The organism is Pseudomonas sp. NPDC086566, assembly GCF_050280885.1.
Classification (GTDB): Bacteria; Pseudomonadota; Gammaproteobacteria; order Pseudomonadales; family Pseudomonadaceae; genus Aquipseudomonas; species Aquipseudomonas vlassakiae.
On the sequence record NZ_JBNNWD010000001.1, the window covers coordinates 35,174 to 53,097 of the forward strand.

18 protein-coding genes are annotated in these 17,924 nt (G+C 63.1%); 10 read left to right on the top strand and 8 right to left on the bottom strand.

Features of this window, described 5'->3' with window-relative positions; translation table 11 throughout:
* The first annotated feature begins 116 nt into the window (after window positions 1-116).
* From ACQKPS_RS00190 to greB, 3 genes are all read left to right on the top strand, one after another.
* Window positions 117-1,523, top strand: a complete 1,407-nt coding sequence (locus ACQKPS_RS00190; protein ID WP_254480671.1) for a transglycosylase SLT domain-containing protein — start codon at window positions 117-119, stop codon at window positions 1,521-1,523.
* A 205-nt stretch (window positions 1,524-1,728) separates the two neighbouring features.
* Window positions 1,729-2,037, top strand: a complete 309-nt coding sequence (locus tag ACQKPS_RS00195; RefSeq protein WP_054883562.1) for a hypothetical protein — start codon at window positions 1,729-1,731, stop codon at window positions 2,035-2,037.
* Window positions 2,038-2,048: 11 nt separating this feature from the next.
* A complete protein-coding gene (greB, locus tag ACQKPS_RS00200) occupies window positions 2,049-2,522 on the top strand; it encodes a transcription elongation factor GreB (protein WP_254480670.1) in 474 nt (157 codons plus the stop codon).
* A gap of 62 nt (window positions 2,523-2,584) precedes the next feature.
* On the opposite strand, the gene ACQKPS_RS00205 is transcribed toward greB, so the two are convergent.
* Together ACQKPS_RS00205 and ACQKPS_RS00210 are read right to left on the bottom strand one after the other, a co-directional pair.
* Window positions 2,585-5,092 carry an ABC transporter permease gene (locus ACQKPS_RS00205; RefSeq protein WP_254480669.1) on the bottom strand — a complete coding sequence of 836 codons (2,508 nt, stop codon included), beginning with the start codon at window positions 5,090-5,092 and terminating at the stop codon, window positions 2,585-2,587.
* Window positions 5,092-5,775, bottom strand: coding sequence for an ABC transporter ATP-binding protein (locus ACQKPS_RS00210; protein ID WP_254480668.1), 684 nt, complete (start codon window positions 5,773-5,775; stop codon window positions 5,092-5,094). Before ACQKPS_RS00210 ends, ACQKPS_RS00205 begins: the two co-directional genes overlap by 1 nt.
* A 10-nt stretch (window positions 5,776-5,785) precedes the next feature.
* Between ACQKPS_RS00210 and ACQKPS_RS00215 the strand changes: the two genes are divergently transcribed.
* From ACQKPS_RS00215 to ACQKPS_RS00225, 3 genes are all read left to right on the top strand, one after another.
* Window positions 5,786-6,391, top strand: a complete 606-nt coding sequence (locus tag ACQKPS_RS00215) for an arylesterase (RefSeq protein WP_254480667.1) — start codon at window positions 5,786-5,788, stop codon at window positions 6,389-6,391.
* A gap of 58 nt (window positions 6,392-6,449) precedes the next feature.
* Window positions 6,450-6,740: a hypothetical protein gene (locus tag ACQKPS_RS00220; RefSeq protein ID WP_254480666.1), complete on the top strand. Its 291-nt coding sequence runs from the start codon at window positions 6,450-6,452 to the stop codon at window positions 6,738-6,740.
* A gap of 122 nt (window positions 6,741-6,862) precedes the next feature.
* Complete coding sequence (locus ACQKPS_RS00225) at window positions 6,863-7,840, top strand: L,D-transpeptidase family protein (protein ID WP_254480665.1); 978 nt, start codon at window positions 6,863-6,865, stop codon at window positions 7,838-7,840.
* Between the two features lie 138 nt (window positions 7,841-7,978).
* Here the strand turns inward: ACQKPS_RS00225 and oprI are convergent, their stop codons facing one another.
* Window positions 7,979-8,230: an outer membrane lipoprotei OprI gene (gene oprI, locus ACQKPS_RS00230; RefSeq protein WP_003259780.1), complete on the bottom strand. Its 252-nt coding sequence runs from the start codon at window positions 8,228-8,230 to the stop codon at window positions 7,979-7,981.
* Between the two features lie 520 nt (window positions 8,231-8,750).
* On the opposite strand from oprI, the gene ACQKPS_RS00235 reads away from it, so the two are divergent.
* On the top strand, window positions 8,751-9,032 hold the full coding sequence (locus ACQKPS_RS00235) for a GNAT family N-acetyltransferase (protein WP_008095521.1): 282 nt from the start codon (window positions 8,751-8,753) through the stop codon (window positions 9,030-9,032).
* A 64-nt stretch (window positions 9,033-9,096) separates the two neighbouring features.
* On the opposite strand, the gene ACQKPS_RS00240 is transcribed toward ACQKPS_RS00235, so the two are convergent.
* Entirely contained in the window at window positions 9,097-10,173 is a 1,077-nt protein-coding gene (locus ACQKPS_RS00240; protein ID WP_254480664.1) for a 3-deoxy-7-phosphoheptulonate synthase, read from the bottom strand.
* Between the two features lie 202 nt (window positions 10,174-10,375).
* On the opposite strand from ACQKPS_RS00240, the gene ACQKPS_RS00245 reads away from it, so the two are divergent.
* The 3 genes from ACQKPS_RS00245 (at window position 10,376) to cysB (ending at window position 13,028) form a co-directional block, all read left to right on the top strand.
* Window positions 10,376-11,323 (top strand): putative 2-dehydropantoate 2-reductase, encoded by a 948-nt coding sequence (locus tag ACQKPS_RS00245; protein ID WP_254480663.1) that lies wholly within the window; start codon window positions 10,376-10,378, stop codon window positions 11,321-11,323.
* A gap of 103 nt (window positions 11,324-11,426) precedes the next feature.
* Entirely contained in the window at window positions 11,427-11,924 is a 498-nt protein-coding gene (locus ACQKPS_RS00250; RefSeq protein WP_054883571.1) for a universal stress protein, read from the top strand.
* A gap of 129 nt (window positions 11,925-12,053) precedes the next feature.
* Window positions 12,054-13,028, top strand: a complete 975-nt coding sequence (gene cysB, locus ACQKPS_RS00255) for an HTH-type transcriptional regulator CysB (RefSeq protein ID WP_027593928.1) — start codon at window positions 12,054-12,056, stop codon at window positions 13,026-13,028.
* A gap of 54 nt (window positions 13,029-13,082) precedes the next feature.
* Here cysB and ACQKPS_RS00260 read toward each other — a convergent pair whose 3' ends face one another.
* From ACQKPS_RS00260 to ACQKPS_RS00275, 4 genes are all read right to left on the bottom strand, one after another.
* Entirely contained in the window at window positions 13,083-13,817 is a 735-nt protein-coding gene (locus tag ACQKPS_RS00260; protein ID WP_254480662.1) for a phosphoadenylyl-sulfate reductase, read from the bottom strand.
* A gap of 90 nt (window positions 13,818-13,907) precedes the next feature.
* Window positions 13,908-15,251: an aminodeoxychorismate synthase component I gene (gene pabB, locus ACQKPS_RS00265; protein WP_254480661.1), complete on the bottom strand. Its 1,344-nt coding sequence runs from the start codon at window positions 15,249-15,251 to the stop codon at window positions 13,908-13,910.
* A gap of 157 nt (window positions 15,252-15,408) precedes the next feature.
* Window positions 15,409-16,389: an alpha-L-glutamate ligase-like protein gene (locus ACQKPS_RS00270; protein WP_254480660.1), complete on the bottom strand. Its 981-nt coding sequence runs from the start codon at window positions 16,387-16,389 to the stop codon at window positions 15,409-15,411.
* Window positions 16,389-17,924 carry an inactive transglutaminase family protein gene (locus ACQKPS_RS00275; protein ID WP_186600904.1) on the bottom strand — a complete coding sequence of 512 codons (1,536 nt, stop codon included), beginning with the start codon at window positions 17,922-17,924 and terminating at the stop codon, window positions 16,389-16,391. Before ACQKPS_RS00275 ends, ACQKPS_RS00270 begins: the two co-directional genes overlap by 1 nt.

The following is a 17,924-nucleotide window of genomic DNA, read 5'->3' on the forward strand; positions in this document are numbered from 1 at the left end:
GTCATATTCGGAAAAAACCAAGAACTTCAGGCAGTTGTCGTGGTCTTCTAGCGTCATTTCTTACGACCGCACGTTCCGCCATGGCTGCTGCCCACCGACCACGGACACGATTTCGCATGCTGCGATACCTGCTGACCCTGATGCTGATGCTCGGGCTGACCGCGGTCGGTCCGGCCTACGCACGGCTGCCAGGGCCACAGCAGCACGTGCCGGTGAACAGTGCCCGAGACTTGCAGCAGATCCGCAGTACCAAGGTGCTGCGGGTGCTGGTCAACCAGAGCCGCAACAGCTCCGGTGAGATCAAGGGCGAACCGGTGGGTATCGAGTATTACCGCCTGCGTGGCCTCGAGCATTACCTCAATGCCCGGGCCGGTGATGGCCAGCAGATCAGCCTGAAGATCATTCCACGGGCCAAGGAGCAGCTGCTGGGTGCCCTGCAACGCGGTGAAGGTGACCTGGCCGCACCAGGCGAGCTGCTTGACCCGGCCTTGACAGGCGGGGTCAACAGCACTGCGCCGGTGCTGGACCAGGTGCCGCTGCTGCTGGTGGGGCGCAAGGGCGAGCGCAGCTATACCCGCGCCGAACAGCTATCCGGGCGTACCGTGGCATTGACCAGCGCCAGCGCGGCAGGGGCGGTGATACAGCAGCTCAACCAGCAGCTGGCGCTGCGTAAACGGGCGCCGATCAAGGTCGAATGGGTCGATGCGACGTTGGCGGTGGAAGACGTGCTGGAGATGGTCCAGGCCGGCATCTATCCGTTGACCATGGTGGAGCGCCCTATCGCCCAGCGCTGGGCCAGGGTCATGCCGAACCTGCGCCTGGACACCCGCGTGCAACTGGGGCAGCCGCAGGCCATGCGTTGGTATGTGCGGCGTGATGCGACGATGCTGCTGGCCACGGTTGATCGTTTTCTCCAGGGCTATCATGCGCCGGAAAACCAGGATGCGGCCTTCGAACGCATCTACCGACGCCAGTACCGGGTACATAACCCGTTGGCGCGCAAGGACCGCCAGCGCCTGAACTCACTGCGCCCGGTATTGCAGAAGCATGCCGAGGCGCAGCAGATCGACTGGCTGAACCTGGCGGCCCTGGCCTTCAAGGAATCCACCCTGAACCCTGCGGCACGCGGCAGCGGAGGGGCGCACGGCCTGATGCAGATCACCCCGTCGGCTGCGCAACGGGTGGGGGTCAGCGACACTGGCTCGGTCGATGGCAATGTCCAGGCCAGTGCGCGCTATCTGGCGCTGATCCGCCGCAAGTTCTTCGCCAGCCCGCAGATCAACGAGCGCGAGCGCATGGCGTTTGTGCTGGCGGCCTACAACCTTGGCCCGGAGCGGGTCCAGGCCATGCGTGCCGAGGCCCGCAAGCGCGGCCTCAACGGTAACCAATGGTTCTTCCAGACCGAGCGTATCGCCATGGAGCAGGTCGGCATGGGACCGGTCAATTTCGTCAACAGCGTCAACAAGTACTTCCTGGCGTTCAACCGCGAACGCACGGCGCTGGAGCGCGTGGTCAGTCGCTGACGAACCGCCAGCCGAACGCATTTCAGCCAGGGGCTTGCAGCTTGCGGCTGGTCGCTCTAGCATACCGCCTGCGCCGATTTAAACAGCTACTTGCGGGGCGCGGGACTGGCACGCTCTGCGGGTCGTCCGAAATACCGCTAAAGCGCTGGTTCGGTGACGCCTCCCACCGCTGCCCAGCGGGATTCGCGAGGCGGAGAGAAACTCCATGAGTTGTCCACGTACCAGTGTCTGTTTGAGCCCGTTGCCTGCCGGCCAGGCTTCCCGCACACCGCGCATTCTGCTCGGTGGCCAGCATCAACCAACGCTCTTGCGCCAACTTGAAGGCTTGTCGCGCCGCAAGGGGCAGGCCCGTGCTTTTCTCATCCAGTTCGCCGAAGACGCATGCCGCCTGGAGCAGTTCGGCAACGATCGCTTCGACCTGGCGGTGATCCAGGCGCCAACCCGCGAGGACGCAGCCGAAGTAATTGGCCAGCTGACCCGCATCGCGCGCCAGGGCCTGATTACCCGACGCTGAGGAGCGCGCCGTTGAGCACCAACATCATCACCACGGAAGGTCACGAGGCCCTCAAGCAGGAGCTGGATCATCTGTGGCGGGTGTACCGCCCGGAAATCACCCAGAAAGTGGCCTGGGCCGCTTCGCTGGGCGATCGCAGCGAGAACGCCGACTACCAGTACAACAAGAAGCTGCTGCGCGAAATCGACCGCCGGGTCCGCTATCTGCGCAAGCGCCTCGAGGATGTGAAGGTGGTCGCCTACTCGCCGCAGCAGGAAGGCAAGGTATTCTTCGGTGCCTGGGTCGAAATCGAGAACGATGACGGCGAGACCAAGAAGTTTCGCATTGTCGGGTATGACGAGATCTATGGGCGCAACGACTATATATCGATCGACTCGCCAATGGCCCGGGCCCTGCTCAAGAAGGAGGAGGGTGACGAAGTGCTGGTGAATACACCCACCGGTCAAGCGACCTGGTACGTGAACAGCATCCATTACGGGCATTGAATCAACATTCCTGTGCCGGCCTCTTCGCGGGTAAACCCGCGAAGAGGCCGGCACAGGCGATATCAACTTTCCCGCAGCACCGTTAAAGGGCTGGCATTCAGTGCTCGCCGAGTCCCGAGTATCCCGGCCCCGCCCACCAGCATTGCCCCGATGAGCGGCAACAGCAGTAGCCACGGGTGCGGGCCCCATTGCAAGTCGAACGCATAGCGATACAGCACCAGGGTAATCAGCTCGCACCCCAGCGCCGCCAAGGCACCACTCGCCGCCCCCAGCAAACCGAACTCGATGCGCCGCGCCTTGACCAACAAGGGGCGCGCGGCGCCCAGTGCCCGCAGCAAGGCGCCTTGGCGGATCCGTTCGTCCAGCGTTGCCTGCAACCCGGCGAACAATACGGCAAGCCCTGCCGCCAGCACGAACAGCAACACATACTCGACCGCCAGGGTGACCTGGGCGAGTATGCTGCGCAGCTGCTCAAGCAAGGCATCGACCTGCAGGATGGTCACTGCCGGGAACGCGCGCGACAGTGCCACCACGTCCAGATCATGGCCTGGGGCGAGGTAGAAGCTGGTCAGGTACGTGGTTGGCAGCCCCTGCAGGGTGCCCGGCTGGAAGATCATGTAGAAGTTCGGCTGAAAGCTGTCCCAGTGCACGCTGCGCAGGCTGCTGACCCGCGCCTGGCGCTGCTCGCCACCAATGTCGAACGTCAGCAGGTCGCCCAGTTGCAGCTTCAGGCTGGCAGCCAGTTCGGCCTCGACCGACACGCCAGGGGTTTCGTCGCTGGCAGGCAAGGCTTGCCACCAGTTGCCTGCGCTCAGCACATTGCCCTCGGGCAGGTCGGCAGCCCAGGTCAGGCTGAGGTCGCGTTGTACGGCCCGTTCTCCGGCGGAATCCTTGCTGACGACCTGCTGCACCGGTTGATCGTTGATCTGGATCAGCCGGCCCGGTGTCACCGGATACAGCGGTGCCGAGCTGGCGTTCACCTCGTACAGGCGCTGGGCGAACGGTTCGCGGTCGGTGGGCAGGATGTTCAGGGCAAAGTGGTTGGGTGCGTCCTTGGGCAGTTGTGCCTGCCAGTTGTCGAGCAGTTCTGCGCGCAACAGCGCCACCACCGCCATTGCCAGGAGGATCAGGCCAAATGCCAGGGCTTGCCCGGCCGCGGCCATGGGGTGGCGCAGCAACTGGCCAAGGCCCAGGCGCCAGGCCAGTGGCGCGCCGGCGAGTGCCTTGCGCAGGCTCTGCAAGCCGAGTAACAGCAGCCCACCCAGCAGCAGTGCGGCGACCAGGCCACCGCCCAGCAGGGCGAAGGTCAGCAGCAGGTCGAGGCTCAGGCGCCACATGATCAGGCCCAGCGCGAGCAGGGCGGCGCCATACACCAGCCAGCTGCTCGGTGGCACGGGCAGCAGATCACGGCGCAGCACGCGCAGCGGTGGCACCTGGCCGAGCGCGGCCAGCGGCGGCAAGGCAAAACCGGCCAGGGCGACCAGGCCGGTGGCGATACCGGCCAAAGCCGGAAGCATGCCCCCGGCCGGCACTTCGCTGGGCAGCAGGCCATGCAGCAGGCGGAACAGGCCCAGTTGCGCCAGCCAGCCGAGCAGGGCGCCAGCCAGTGCAGCGACCAGGCCGAGCATCGCCAGCTGCAGGCAATACAACCCCAATGCCTGGTGCCGCGACAGACCCAGGCAGCGCAGCAAGGCGCTGGCATCCAGGCGGCGCGCAGCGTAGCGGCTGGCGGATAGCGCCACGGCGACGCCTGCCAGCAGCACGGCCACGAGGCTTGCCATGTTCAGGTAGCGTTCGGCTTTGCCCAGGGCGCCGCCGATCTGCCGGTTGCCATCGCGGGTGTCGAGCAGGCGCTGGTTGGCAGCAAGGTGTTTTTCCACGCCCTTGTGGTACTGCGCGAGCGCTTCGGCATCGCCGCGCCAGAGATCGCGGTAGCTCACTCGGCTGCCGGGCTGGATGACCCCTGTGGCCTGCAGGTCGGCCAGGTTGATCATCACCCGGGGCGTCAGGCTATAGAAGTTGTTGGCGCGGTCCGGCTCGTACGTCAGCACGCGGCTCATGCGCAAGGTCTTCATGCCGACGTCGATGCTGTCGCCGACGTTGAGCCCCAGCGCTGCGAGCAGGCGAGGTTCGACCCAGGCTTCTCCAGGGGCCGGGCCGCCTCCAGGGGTTTCCTCGCCATACGGGGCCGCCGCACTGCGTACCTGACCGCGCAACGGGTAGGCGCCATCGACCGCCTTGATGCTGGAAAGCTGGATGCCGGCATCGCCGCCCACCACGCTGGTGAATTCGACCACCTGAGCATGCCGCAGGCCCAGTGCCTGGCCCGCGCTGAGCTGTTCTTCACGGGCAGGTGCGCTGCCTTGCAATACCAGGTCGGCGCCAAGGAACTCGCTGGCGCGCAACTGCATCGCGCCATTCAGGCGGGCGCCGAAATAACCGATGGCGGTACTGGCGGCGACGGCTACCAGCAGGGCAAAGAACAGCACCCGCACTTCGCTGGCGCGGATGTCGCGCAGCAGCTGGCGCAGGGCCAGGCCGCACAGGCGAGACAGTGGCATGTGCTTCATCAGGCCTCCACCGGCATCACCAGGCGGCCTGCGTCCAGGCGGATCTGGCGGCGGCAACGCCGGGCCAGGCGCTCTTCATGGGTGACCAGCACCAGGGTGGTGCCGCGCTCCTTGTTCAGCTCGAACAGCAGGTCGCTGATGCGCTCGCCGGTGTGGCTGTCGAGGTTGCCGGTGGGTTCGTCGGCGAACAGCACTGCCGGTTGTGCGGCGAAGGCGCGAGCGATGGCGACGCGCTGCTGCTCGCCACCGGAAAGCTGGCGTGGGGTGTGGGCCAGGCGCTTGCCCAGGCCGACCCGCTCCAGCAGGGTACGGGCATGCTCGCGGGCGTCGCGCCGACCGTCCAGCTCCAGCGGCAACATCACGTTCTCCAGGGCGTTGAGGCTGTCGAGCAGCTGGAACGACTGAAAGACGAAACCGACATGCTCGGCGCGTACCCTGGCGCGTTGGTCCTCGTCCAGCGGGCCGAGGTCGTGCCCGGCGAGGATGACCTGGCCGGCGCTGGGGCGATCGAGGCCGGCGAGCAGCCCGAGCAGGGTCGACTTGCCCGAGCCGGAGGCACCGACGATGGCCAGGCTGTCGCCTTGGGCAAGGTCGAGGGAAAGGGCATGGAGGATGGTCAGGTCACCTTCCGCGCTGGGGACCACTTTGCTAAGGTTCTGCGCAACGAGAATGCTGGGGCTCATGGAGAATCCGATGCGAATGTGGTGGTTGAGTGCCGGTCTGGCCCTGTATTGCCTGGCTCAGAGCGCGGCGGCGGGAACCTTGCTGGTTGTCGGCGATAGTATCAGCGCCGGTTTTGGCCTGGATAGCCGCCAGGGCTGGGTCTCTTTGTTGCAGACCCGGCTCAAGGACGAAGGTTTCGACGATCAGGTGGTCAATGCGTCGATCAGTGGCGACACCAGTGCAGGTGGCCAGGCCCGGCTGCCGGCGCTGCTTGCAGCGCACAAGCCGAGCCTGGTGGTGCTGGAACTGGGGGGTAACGATGGCCTGCGCGGTCAGCCTCCGCAGCAATTGCAACAAAATCTTGCCTCGATGATCGAGAGTGCCCGCCAGGCGGGGGCAAAGGTGCTGCTGCTGGGCATGCGCCTGCCACCCAATTATGGCGTGCGCTATACCACGGCCTTCGCCAACGTCTATGAACAGCTGGCGACGGAAAAGCAGGTGGCGCTGGTGCCATTCTTCCTCGAAGGGGTTGGCGGTGTGCCGGGGATGATGCAGGCCGATGGCATCCATCCGGCACAGGGTGCCCAGCAGCGGTTGCTGGAAAATGCCTGGCCGGCGATAAAACCCTTGCTGTGACGCTTTAAACGGGGCCGGCTTTCGGCTAATGTTGCGCCCCCCGTTTCGAGAGCCCCCGATGCCGCGCCCTGCCTGGTCCTTGTTTGCCTATCAACTGATCGAGCCCGATGAGCAGCTCGACCTGTTCGCTTGCCAGGAAATCCGCGTCCACCTCGTGGCCCGTCAGCTCGAACTCGGCGTGCCGGTCGACCGCACCTTGTGCGGTGGCCTGCTGCCGGCGCAACCGCGTTGGTCCGGTGTGTCGCGCAGCATCTATCGTGACGGGCGCCTGTGCGACCTGTGTCGGGCCATCCTCGATGCCCAGCGCCGCGGCATGCGGCCGGTCTGGCCTGAGCTCCGAGTTGAATGACAGGGGCGTGACCGCGCGCACCTTTCATCATCTGAAACGCATGTAAGACGCCAATGCCTCCCGCTTGCAGTGAGGCGGGTGTACAATCGTGGTTCTTGACTACCTTTCGAAGGATTTACCGGATGTTGCCGCGCTTTCCCGCCGTCACCCGTTGCCTGTCCCTGGCCGCCCTGCTGGTAGCGGGCCCCGCTGCTGCGCTGGAACTGCCACTGCCACCACCCGGTGAAGACGTCGTTGGCCAGGTCCAGACGATCAAGGCCAAGTACGAAGACACCTTTGCCGACATCGGCACTGCCAACGACCTCGGCTACCTGGAAATGATCGCTGCCAACCCGGGTGTCGACCCTTGGCTGCCAGGCGCAGGCACCGAAATCATCCTGCCGACCCGCTATATCCTGCCGCCGGGGCCGCGTGAAGGCATCGTCATCAACCTGGCCGAGTACCGTATGTACTACTACCCGAAAGGGCAGAACGTGGTGCATACCTTCCCGCTGGGCATCGGGCGCGAAGGCTGGGGTTCCCCGGTGGCCATGACCAAGATCACCGCGAAGACGCCGAACCCGACCTGGACCCCTCCCGCCTCGATCCGTGCCGAGCACGCCGCAGACGGTGACATCCTGCCGACCGTGGTGCCGGCCGGCCCGGACAACCCGCTGGGGCCGTTCAAGTTCACCCTGGGTGTTCCGGGCTACCTCATTCATGGTTCGAACAAGAAGTTCGGTATCGGCATGCGCACCAGCCATGGCTGCTTCCGCATGCTCAACAACAACGTGCTGGCATTGTCGAAGATGGTCCCGGTTGGCACGCCGGTGCGCATCATCAACGAGCCTTACAAGTTTGGCATCAGTGGCGGCAAGGTTTATCTCGAGGCCCATACCCCGCTGGACGATCGTGGCAACCCGTCCGTGGTCGACAAGCACACGGCAGTTATCAATGCCTTGCTCAAGCGTGAAGACCTGGCCAACAACCTGCGCATGAACTGGGACATGGTACGTGACGTGGTGGCCGCAGAAGACGGCATGCCGGTGGAAATTGCCGTACCTGTCAATAACCAGGGCGCTGCACCCATGGTGTCGAGCATCCCGCCCGAACTGCAGTAAGGCTTTTGTAACACCTTCAGGCCCGCTCAGGTTAACAGCCTGATGCGGGCCTTTTGGTTTCCGGTGGAGGCCTTTCGTTCAGGCAATAAAAAAGCCGACCCACAAGTGGGTCGGCTCCATAACAATCCGTGAGGATTATTACTTGCGGCTGGCTTTGTCCAGCATACGCAGAGCGCGCTCGTTGGCTTCGTCAGCGGTCTGCTGAGCCTTCTGAGCGGCTGCCAGTGCGTCGTCAGCCTTACGGTAGGCTTCGTCAGCACGGGCTTGAGCGCGAGCTGCTGCGTCTTCAGTCGCAGTCAGACGAGCTTCGGTTTCTTTGGATACGCTGCTGCAACCGGTAGCCAGAACTGCGGCCAGAGCCAGAGCAGAGAATTTCAGAACGTTGTTCATCGTGTTCCCCTTCAAGGACTTTCTATTAAATAGCCATCTCTCGGAAAAGAGAAACTGGCCGGCGTACATAGTACCCATTACTTGTAGTAAGTAAACTGACAGAGCGCAAGAACTGCAAAAAAAATGTTGCTGCGGGTCACGCGGACAAGGGTTGCCGGGGTTTTGTGAAAAAACCGTACAGCCGCTGCAAGCGATTGTGCTGCAGGAACTTTTTTCCTGAACTAGTGGTGACTTTAACTGTCTCTCAGCGTCTTAAGCACAACAACATCCGGTTGCTGTTCAGGGCGTGATTGCTGTTGCAGGGTGTGCGAGCTCCAGGCGTGGCCTGCTGCTACTTTTTAACGCTGACCACCTTGAGCAATCCCGCTTGCGGCGCCTACTATTTGTGAGTGCTCAACCCGGTCGAACAATTGCTGTCGGCGGATGGTCGAAGGGGCATGAGGTGGCGTTGAGGTTCCTCCGCCGGATAAACCACACGGTTAAGGTAAGGGTCTGCCAGAAAGGCCTGCGAGGAGTAGTGATGAGTGAAGCGCTGACCATCCACCATGACCAGGCCGGTCATCAGTTCGAAACCAACGTGGACGGTCATCGTGCCTACCTGACCTACATGGACTTAGGCAAGCAGACACTGGACATCTATCGCACTTTCGTGCCCAACGCCCTGCGTGGCCGCGGGATCGCAGCAGCGCTGACCGAGAAAGCCCTCGAGTATGCAGACCAGATGGGCTACACGGTGATCCCTTCCTGCTCGTACGTGGAGCGCTACATGGAGCGCCAGCAGCGCCATTCGAGCAAGGCCTGAACGGGCAAGCGACCCCTGTTACAAAAACGCCGGGCAATGCCCGGCGTTTTTCATCGCGCCTGACTCAGCTGCGCTTGCGCTGTGGCAGCACGTCCTTGAGCTTGGCGCGCATGCTGCGCAGGGTTTTTTCGGTGGCCGACCAGTCGATGCACGCATCGGTGATCGACACCCCGTACTGCAGTTCGTCGAGGTTTTTCGGGATCGACTGGCAGCCCCAGTTCAGGTGGCTCTCGACCATCAGGCCGATGATCGACTGGTTGCCTTCGAGGATCTGGTTGGCGACGTTCTCCATGACCAGCGGCTGCAGGGCCGGGTCCTTGTTGGAGTTGGCGTGGCTGCAGTCGACCATGATGTTGGCCTTGATCTTTGCCTTGGCCAGGTCCTGTTCGCACAGCGCGACACTGACCGAATCGTAGTTCGGCTTGCCATTGCCGCCACGCAGCACCACGTGGCCATACGGGTTACCCTTGGTGGTGACGATCGATACGCCACCTTCCTGATTGATACCGAGGAAGCGGTGCGGTTTGGACACCGACTGCAGGGCGTTGATGGCCACGGTCAAGCCGCCATCGGTGCCGTTCTTGAAGCCGACCGCCGATGACAGGCCCGAGGCCATCTCGCGGTGGGTTTGCGATTCGGTGGTGCGGGCGCCGATGGCCGACCAGCTGATCAGGTCCTGCAGGTACTGCGGGGAAATCGGGTCGAGTGCTTCGGTAGCGGTCGGCAGGCCCATTTCGGCCAGGTCCAGCAGCAGCTGGCGGCCGATGTGCAGGCCGTCCTGGATCTTGAACGAGTCATCCAGGTACGGGTCGTTGATCAGGCCTTTCCAGCCGACGGTAGTGCGTGGCTTTTCAAAGTACACGCGCATGACCAGGTACAGCGTGTCGGACACTTCCTCGGCCAGCACCTTCAGGCGCTCGGCATATTCGTGGGCGGCCTTGATGTCATGGATGGAGCAGGGGCCGACTACCACGAACAGGCGATGATCCTTGCCGTCGAGGATATTGCGCACCACTTCGCGGCCGGCAGTCACAGTCTGCAGGGCCTTGGCGCTGAGGGGGATCTCCTTTTTGAGCTGATCGGGGGTGATCAAGGTCTCGTTGGAGGCAACGTTAAGGTCGTCGATCGGTAAATCAGCCATCGTGTTACTCGTCAGGTCACGGGTGCCGGCCGCCAGCAATCCCCGTGCGGCCCAGCAGCAATAATGTTCGCAGCGGGGAGCCGAACCTTAGCGCGTTACCGGGGGCGCGACAATGGGATTTGGTACGTGTTGACACACTTGTGTGCCCTCGAAAGGCCCGGATGGGTGTAAAAAAGCGAACCAACCTACTCAGGAGATTTCCATGGCTTCTCGCAAACCACGCATCGGCATCATTGGCAGCGGTGCTATCGGTGGCTTCTATGGGCTGATGCTGGCGCGCGCTGGTTTCGATGTGCATTTTCTGCTGCGCAGCGAATATGACGTGGTCCGCGAACAGGGCTTGACGCTGGAGCATGCCGTGCATGGCGTGTTGCAGATACCGGTCAGTGCCTACGCCAGCGCGGCCGACATGCCGCCCTGCGACTGGCTGCTGGTGGGGGCCAAGTCAACCAGCAATATCGAGCTCGCACCGCTGATCGTCCAGGCCGCCACTGCCGATGCCAAGGTGGTGCTGTTGCAGAATGGCCTTGGCGTGGAAGAGCAGTTGAGGGTAGCTTTGCCGGCCAACCTGCACCTGCTCGGCGGCTTGTGTTTCATCTGCGTCAACCGCCAGGCCCCGGGGGTGATTCGCCACCAGGCGCTGGGTGCGGTCAACATTGGTTATCACAGTGGGCCGGCCGAAGATGGCGGTGCTGCGCTCGTGGAGGCGGGCGCCGGGCTGTTCCGCGCAGCGGGCATCGACTCCCAGCCCATGGCCAACCTGGCTCAGGCGCGCTGGCAAAAACTGGTATGGAACGTGCCGTACAATGGCCTCTCGGTATTGTTGCGGGCCAGTACCGCGCCGCTGATGGCCGCTGCCGACAGTCGCGACCTGATCCAGGCGCTGATGGCTGAAGTGGTGCAAGGCGCTGCCGCGTGCGGGTATGAACTGCCAGCGGGCTATGCTGAGCAACTGTTCCGCATGACCGAGCAGATGCCTGATTACTGGCCGAGCATGTACCACGACCATGCCCGGCAACGCCCGCTGGAACTGCAGGCGATCTATGCCGAGCCGATTGCCCGTGCAGAGGCGGCCGGCTGCAGTCTGCCGCGGATGCAGATGTTGTATCAGGCCCTGGCCTTCATCGACCGCGCCAACCGGGCTGGCTGATGCCCTGCAGGCCGCATCGGCAGTGCGCCGGACGGCAGAGCGTGGCTCCGGTGCGCTGCTAAGCTGAAGCTTGCTCTGTCGCCACGGCAGTCGAGGAGGTCGAATGATCCGCTCCATGCTGTACGCCACCGACCTCGGTGTCTACGCACCTTTTGTCATGCAGCACGCCCTGACCCTGGCTCGGGCCTTCAACGCAGAACTCTATGTGATTCACGCGGTGGAGCCCATGGGCCAGTTCGCCGAGTCCCTGCTGCAGAGTTACCTCGATGAGCAGACGCTGGATGCATTGCACAGCGAAGGCGTCAACACGGTGATGGCCAATATCGAACAGCGGGTGTTGGAGAATTTTCGTGACGAATTGGGCGAGGACGCTGACCTGGCGCTGATCAGGGCGGTGCGGGTGCGTCAGGGTGACCCGGCACAGGTCATCCTCGATCAGGCGCAGCGGCTTAGCGTCGACCTGCTGATCTTCGGCAGCCACAGTGCCGGTGCCGGGGTCGATGTGCCGATTGGGCGCACGGCGGTGCGTCTGCTGCAACTGTCGCCAGTGCCGGTGTACATGGTGCCGCTCTCGCAGCACTTAGGACGTAGGAAATCGTGAAGCTGGTCGTAGTCCGTTTCGGAGGCGCGTGTAACAAAATAGTTCTAGTTTTATTTCGAGAACCACTAATATAGTTATATCTCGTCGCTGCCTGCTGCCGCTGACTTACCGCCGATTCGAGGGAAACCTATGAAGCTTCAACAACTGCGCTACATCTGGGAAGTGGCGCACCACGACCTCAACGTCTCCGCGACGGCGCAGAGCCTGTATACCTCGCAGCCGGGCATCAGCAAGCAGATCCGCCTGCTCGAGGACGAACTGGGTGTTGAAGTCTTTGCCCGCAGCGGCAAGCACCTGACCCGGGTGACCCCGGCTGGTGAGCGCATCATCAACACCGCTGGCGAGATCTTGCGCAAGGTCGAAAGCATCAAGCAGATTGCCCAGGAATTCTCCAACGAGAAGAAGGGCACGCTGTCCATCGCGACCACCCACACCCAGGCCCGCTATGCGTTGCCGCCGGTGATCAGCAGCTTCATCAAGCAGTACCCGGAAGTGGCCCTGCACATGCACCAGGGGTCACCGATGCAGATCGCGGAAATGGCCGCCGACGGCACCGTCGATTTCGCCATTGCCACCGAGGCGCTGGAGTTGTTCGGCGACCTGATCATGATGCCGTGCTACAAGTGGAACCGTTGCGTGGTCGTACCCCAAGGTCACCCGCTGACCAAGCTGCCGAAGCTGACCCTGGAAGCGGTTGCCGAATACCCGATCGTCACCTATGTGTTCGGTTTCACCGGCCGCTCGAAGCTGGACGAAGCCTTCAATCACCGTGGCCTGACACCGAAGGTGGTGTTCACCGCCGCTGACGCCGACGTGATCAAGACTTATGTACGTCTTGGGCTGGGCGTGGGCATCGTGGCCAAAATGGCGGTCGACACCAAGCTCGATAGCGACCTGGTGGCCTTGGATGCCAGCGAGCTGTTCGAGGCCAGCATCACCAAGATCGGTTTCCGTCGTGGCACCTTCCTGCGCGGCTTCATGTGCGACTTCATTGAGAAGTTCGCGCCGCACCTGACCCGTGAAGTGATGGCCAAGGCCATCCAGTGCCACAACAAACAGGAACTCGAAGAGCTGTTCGAAGGCGTCGAACTGCCAGTGCACTGAGTGCACCAGGCATGAAAAAACCGGCCCAATGGCCGGTTTTTATTTACCTGCGTATCAGGCCTTGCTGATCAGGTTGCCGGCGTGCAGCCCGCATTCCTTCTGGGTCGACTCTTCCCACCACCAGCGGCCTTCGCGCTCGTGCTGGTTTGGCAGCACCGGGCGCGTGCAAGGCTCGCAACCGATGCTGATGAAGCCGCGCTCGTGCAGGCTGTTGTACGGCAATTCGAGCATGCGGATGTAACCCCACACTTCTTCGCTGGTCATCTGCGCCAGCGGGTTGAACTTGTAGAGGGTGCGTTCAGGCGTGGAGAAGGCGCTGTCGATTTCCAGTGCTGCCACCTGGCTGCGGGTACCCGGGCTCTGGTCGCGGCGCTGACCGGTGGCCCAGGCGCTGACGGTGGCAAGCTTGCGCCGCAGTGGTTCGATCTTGCGGATGCCACAGCATTCGCCGTGGCCATCCTTGTAGAAGCTGAACAGGCCTTTTTCCTTGACGAACGGGTCGAGCCTGGCGCGATCCGGGCTGAGGATTTCGATCGGCAGGTTGTAATGCTCGCGCACCTGGTCGATGAACCGGTAGGTCTCCGGGTGCAGGCGGCCCGTGTCGAGGCTGAATACCTTGACCTGTTTGTTCAGCTTCCAGGCCATGTCGACCAGCACCACATCCTCGGCGCCGCTGAAGGAGATCCACAGGTTATCGCCAAAGTGCTCGAAGGCGAGCTTGAGGATGTCCTGCGGGGACTTGTTGGCATAGGTCGCGGCCAGGGCGGCGACGTCGAAGGGTTGGCTCATCAGGCGGTTTCCATCTTGGCTGTGGCGCTGTGCGCTCGTAATGGAGTGATGGTAACAAAAAATGGCCGGGCAGACGCCTGGCGATGAGCCTCAAAGGCTCTGCAGCGTTTCCATCAGTACGCGCACCTTGGCAATCGACTCTTCGTATTCGGCCTGCCAGTTCGAGTCGGCCACCACTGCGCCGCCGCCCCAGCAACAGACCTGGCCATCCTTGATCAGCAAGCTGCGTATGGCGATGGAGCTGTCCATCTCGCCGCGCACGTCAACGTACAGCAGCGAGCCGCAGTACAGTGCGCGGCGTGTCGGTTCCAGCTCATCGATGATCTGCATGGCGCGGATTTTCGGTGCGCCGGTGATCGAGCCGCCCGGGAAGCTGTCGCCGATCAGGTCCAGGGCGTCCTTGTCGCTGGCCAGCCGGCCGGTGACGCTACTGACCAGGTGATGAACGTTGGGGTAGCTTTCCAGGCTGAACAGCTCCGGCACCTTCACTGAGCCGATTTCGCACGTGCGCCCCAGGTCGTTGCGCAGCAGGTCGACGATCATCAGGTTTTCCGAGCGGTCCTTGGCGCTGTGGCGCAGCTCCTCGGCATTGCGGGCGTCCTCGGCGGGGTCGGCCGAGCGCGGGCGGGTACCCTTGATCGGGCGGGTTTCCACCTGGCCCTGGCTGACACGGATGAAGCGCTCCGGGGAGAAGCTCAGCAGTGCGCTGCCGTCAGCCAGTTGCTGGTAACCGGAAAATGGCGTCGGGCAGGCTTTGCGCAAGGCCTGGTAGGCCTGCCACGGGTCACCCTGGCAAGGGGCGCGGAAGCGCTGGGTGAGGTTGATCTGGTAGCAGTCGCCAGCCTGGATGTAGCGCTGCACCTGGTCGAAGGCGGCCTTGTACTGTTCCGGCTGCAGGTCACCCCGCATGGGCGCGAGCAGCTGGAAATCACTGCACACCGAAGTGTCGACAGTCTCGAACAGTGCCGCTAGGCGAGCCCGCTCTTCTGGCGCCAGGCTTGGGTGGAACACCAGCTGGCTGGTGCCAAGCTGGTGGTCGGTCAGCAGTGCCCAGGCGTACAGGCCCAGCTGTGCATCGGCCAAGCCCAGGTCGTCGGTCGACAGTTGCGGCAGCTGTTCCAGGCGGCGGCCGAAGTCGTAGCTCAGGTAGCCGATCAGGCCGCCGACGAAGGGTAGCTCGCTGCCGTCGGGCAGCTGTGCTTCACCCAGTTGTGCCAGGCTGGCGCGCAGGCGTTCAAGGAAGGCGCGGCCATCCTCGTCGGGCTGGGCCTGCAGGTGCTGCACGGGCCAGGCGCTGATCAGGTCGAAGCGGCCGCGTTCGGCGCCGGGGCGAGCGCTGTCGAGCAGGATCGCGCCGGGGGCCTGGCGCAGGCGGGCAAAATAGGCAGCGGGGTCGGGTTGGTAGGGCAGCGGGTGGAGCGTACAGGTCGGCATCAGTGTGGACGGCGATGTAAAAGCGAGGAGGGCGATTGTAGACCTGTGTAGGAAATGCGCCTAGGTTTGATACGACATTCCAACATCCTGTTTGGCCCTTCGCGACGGTTCGGCGTCCCGACACGTCGCGAAGGTCTGCAAAGCAACCCCGGCAATGTCAGCGCGGATGCACGTGCCCGAACAGGTTCTGGGTCACGCGCACACGCTGTTCGGCGTCTTCAGTGATCCCGTCCTTGGCCAGCGCTTCGATGTGCGCTTCGATGGCATGGGTGCGCTGAGTCAGCCCGGTATCGTTGGCGATCTGGATGTTCAGGCCAGGGCGGGCGTTGAGTTCGAGAATCAGCGGCCCCTTGTCCTGGTCCAGCACCATGTCCACGCCGATATAGCCCAGCCCGCACAGCTCATAGCAGCCAGCGGCCAGTTTCATGAAGCCGTCCCAGTTCGGCAGCTGTACGCCGTCCACCGCGTTGGTGGTGTCGGGGTGCTTGCTGATGATGTTGTTCAGCCAGGTGCCGCGCAGGGTCACGCCGGTAGCCAGGTCGACGCCCACACCGATGGCGCCCTGGTGCAGGTTGGCCTTGCCGCCGGACTGGCGGGTCGGCAGGCGCAGCATGGCCATCACCGGGTAGCCCATCAGCACAATGATGCGGATGTCCGGCACACCCTCGTAGCTGATGCTTTTGAAGATCTGGTCGGGGGTCACCCGATACTCGATCAGCGCCCGGTCACGGTGGCCGCCAAGCGAGTACAGCCCGGTGAGGATGCTCGACACCTGGTGCTCGATTTCCTCGTGGCTGATGATCTTGCCCGACACCGTGCGGTAGCGGTCCTCGAAGCGGTCGGCGATCACCAGGATGCCGTCACCACCAGCGCCCTGCGCTGGCTTGATGACGAAGTCGTTGCGCCCGCCGATGATCTCGTGAAGCTTATCGATCTGCTTCTCGGTCTCGATGATGCCGTACATTTCCGGCACATGGATGCCGGCTGCGAGGGCACGCTCCTTGGTGATGATCTTGTCGTCGACGATCGGGTACAAGTGCCGCTTGTTGTACTTCAGCACGTAGTCCGCGTTGCGCCGGTTGATCCCCATGATGCCCCTGGCCTCCAGGGCTTTCCAGGTCTTGATCAGGCCAAACATCAGGCGTCAGCCTTCTTCAGGAATGCCTTGAAACGCACCAGCTCGGTCAGGCGGTAGCCGCGGTAGCGACCCATCGCCAGCATGAAGCCCACCAGGATCAACAGCACGGCCGGGAAGGTGAAGACGAAGTACACCAGCTCCGGCACCATCATCAGCAAGTGCGCCAGGGAGGCGGCGAACAGGGTGCCGATCGCCACTTTCATGGCATGGCCACCGCCGCGTTCTTCCCAGGTGATCGACAGGCGCTCGATGGTCATGGTCAGGATCACCATCGGGAACAGCGCCACCGACAGGCCGCGCTCCAGGCCCAGCTTGTGGCTGAACAGGCTGATGGCGGCGATCAATACCACGACGAAGGTCAGCACCACCGACAGGCGCGGCAGCATCTGCAGCTTCAGGTGTTCCAGGTACGAACGTAGCGACAGGCCCAGGGCGGTGATCACCGTGAACAGCATGATGCCGAAGCCCAGCTGGGTCTCGCGGAAGGCCAGGGCTATCAGCACCGGGGTGAAGGTACCGAGCGTCTGGATGCCGATCAGGTTGCGCAGGATCAGGATCACCAGCACGCCGATCGGGATCATGACCATGATCATGAAGGTCTGCTGGGTTTGCAGCGGCAAGCCGTACAGCGAGTACTCGAGGAAGTCGGCGTCGGTGTTCTCGTCAGTCAGCTTGGCCAGGCGGATGGCGTTCATCTCGCTGTTGTTCATGCTGAAGGTGACGTTGGCTTTCTTGCCGCCATCGACGGTGATCAGGTTGTCATCGCCGGTCCACCACAGCAGGCGGTCGGCCGGCAGGCCCTGTTCGCCGGTGTCCGGGTTGAAGTACAGCCAGTCGTTGCCGTTGAAGCTGCGCAGCCACAGCTCCGGAGTCTGGGGCGTATCGGCAACCAGGCGGATGGTGTGGACCTTTTCCATCGGCACATGGGCGATCGACAGCAGCAGGTCGATGACCTGGGCCTTCTTCATTGGCGAGGTGTCACCGGCCAGCAGCAGCTTGACGTTGTCATCGTTGAGGTTGTTGACCCGCTTGATGGTCTCGCTGACAAAGGTCTCGACGTCGGCCGAGTGCTGGCGGATGGGAGCCATCAGGGCTTCGGCGGCGATTTTTTCCGGGCCTTCGATGGCCAGACTGTCACGGAAGGTCGGGCCTTTGATGGCGGACTTTTCGTTGCTGTAGCGCTTGGTCAGCACCAGCCGGTAGTACAGGGTCTGGTTGCCGCTGACACGGCGCGCAGACCAGGTCACCTTGCGGTTGCCGTCGGCGCGGTTGACGCTCACCCCATAGTTGTTGGAGATGAAGCTCTCGTTGAGGCTGACGTAGTCGCGGTTCAGCGGCGGCACGAACATCTGGATCTTGACCGGGTCCTTGGAGCTGGCGACGAACTCGACCTTGGCGTCGATGTTCCACAGGTCGTCGGTCTCGTCTTCGGTCACCGGGATGCCGAGCACGAAGATCTGATAGGCCGTGACCGCTACGCCGAGCAACACCAGCACGGTGATCAGGACTTTCAGATGGAGGGTAAGAGAGCGCAT

Coding starts and splice junctions, on each gene's coding strand:
- ACQKPS_RS00190 (WP_254480671.1), top strand. CDS start 117: ATGCTGCGATACCTGCTGACCCTGATGCTGATGCTCGGGCTGACCGCG.
- ACQKPS_RS00195 (WP_054883562.1), top strand. CDS start 1,729: ATGAGTTGTCCACGTACCAGTGTCTGTTTGAGCCCGTTGCCTGCCGGC.
- ACQKPS_RS00205 (WP_254480669.1), bottom strand. CDS start 5,092: ATGAAGCACATGCCACTGTCTCGCCTGTGCGGCCTGGCCCTGCGCCAG.
- ACQKPS_RS00210 (WP_254480668.1), bottom strand. CDS start 5,775: ATGAGCCCCAGCATTCTCGTTGCGCAGAACCTTAGCAAAGTGGTCCCC.
- ACQKPS_RS00215 (WP_254480667.1), top strand. CDS start 5,786: ATGCGAATGTGGTGGTTGAGTGCCGGTCTGGCCCTGTATTGCCTGGCT.
- ACQKPS_RS00220 (WP_254480666.1), top strand. CDS start 6,450: ATGCCGCGCCCTGCCTGGTCCTTGTTTGCCTATCAACTGATCGAGCCC.
- ACQKPS_RS00225 (WP_254480665.1), top strand. CDS start 6,863: ATGTTGCCGCGCTTTCCCGCCGTCACCCGTTGCCTGTCCCTGGCCGCC.
- oprI (WP_003259780.1), bottom strand. CDS start 8,230: ATGAACAACGTTCTGAAATTCTCTGCTCTGGCTCTGGCCGCAGTTCTG.
- ACQKPS_RS00235 (WP_008095521.1), top strand. CDS start 8,751: ATGAGTGAAGCGCTGACCATCCACCATGACCAGGCCGGTCATCAGTTC.
- ACQKPS_RS00240 (WP_254480664.1), bottom strand. CDS start 10,173: ATGGCTGATTTACCGATCGACGACCTTAACGTTGCCTCCAACGAGACC.
- ACQKPS_RS00245 (WP_254480663.1), top strand. CDS start 10,376: ATGGCTTCTCGCAAACCACGCATCGGCATCATTGGCAGCGGTGCTATC.
- ACQKPS_RS00250 (WP_054883571.1), top strand. CDS start 11,427: ATGATCCGCTCCATGCTGTACGCCACCGACCTCGGTGTCTACGCACCT.
- cysB (WP_027593928.1), top strand. CDS start 12,054: ATGAAGCTTCAACAACTGCGCTACATCTGGGAAGTGGCGCACCACGAC.
- ACQKPS_RS00260 (WP_254480662.1), bottom strand. CDS start 13,817: ATGAGCCAACCCTTCGACGTCGCCGCCCTGGCCGCGACCTATGCCAAC.
- pabB (WP_254480661.1), bottom strand. CDS start 15,251: ATGCCGACCTGTACGCTCCACCCGCTGCCCTACCAACCCGACCCCGCT.
- ACQKPS_RS00270 (WP_254480660.1), bottom strand. CDS start 16,389: ATGTTTGGCCTGATCAAGACCTGGAAAGCCCTGGAGGCCAGGGGCATC.
- ACQKPS_RS00275 (WP_186600904.1), bottom strand. CDS start 17,924: ATGCGCTCTCTTACCCTCCATCTGAAAGTCCTGATCACCGTGCTGGTG.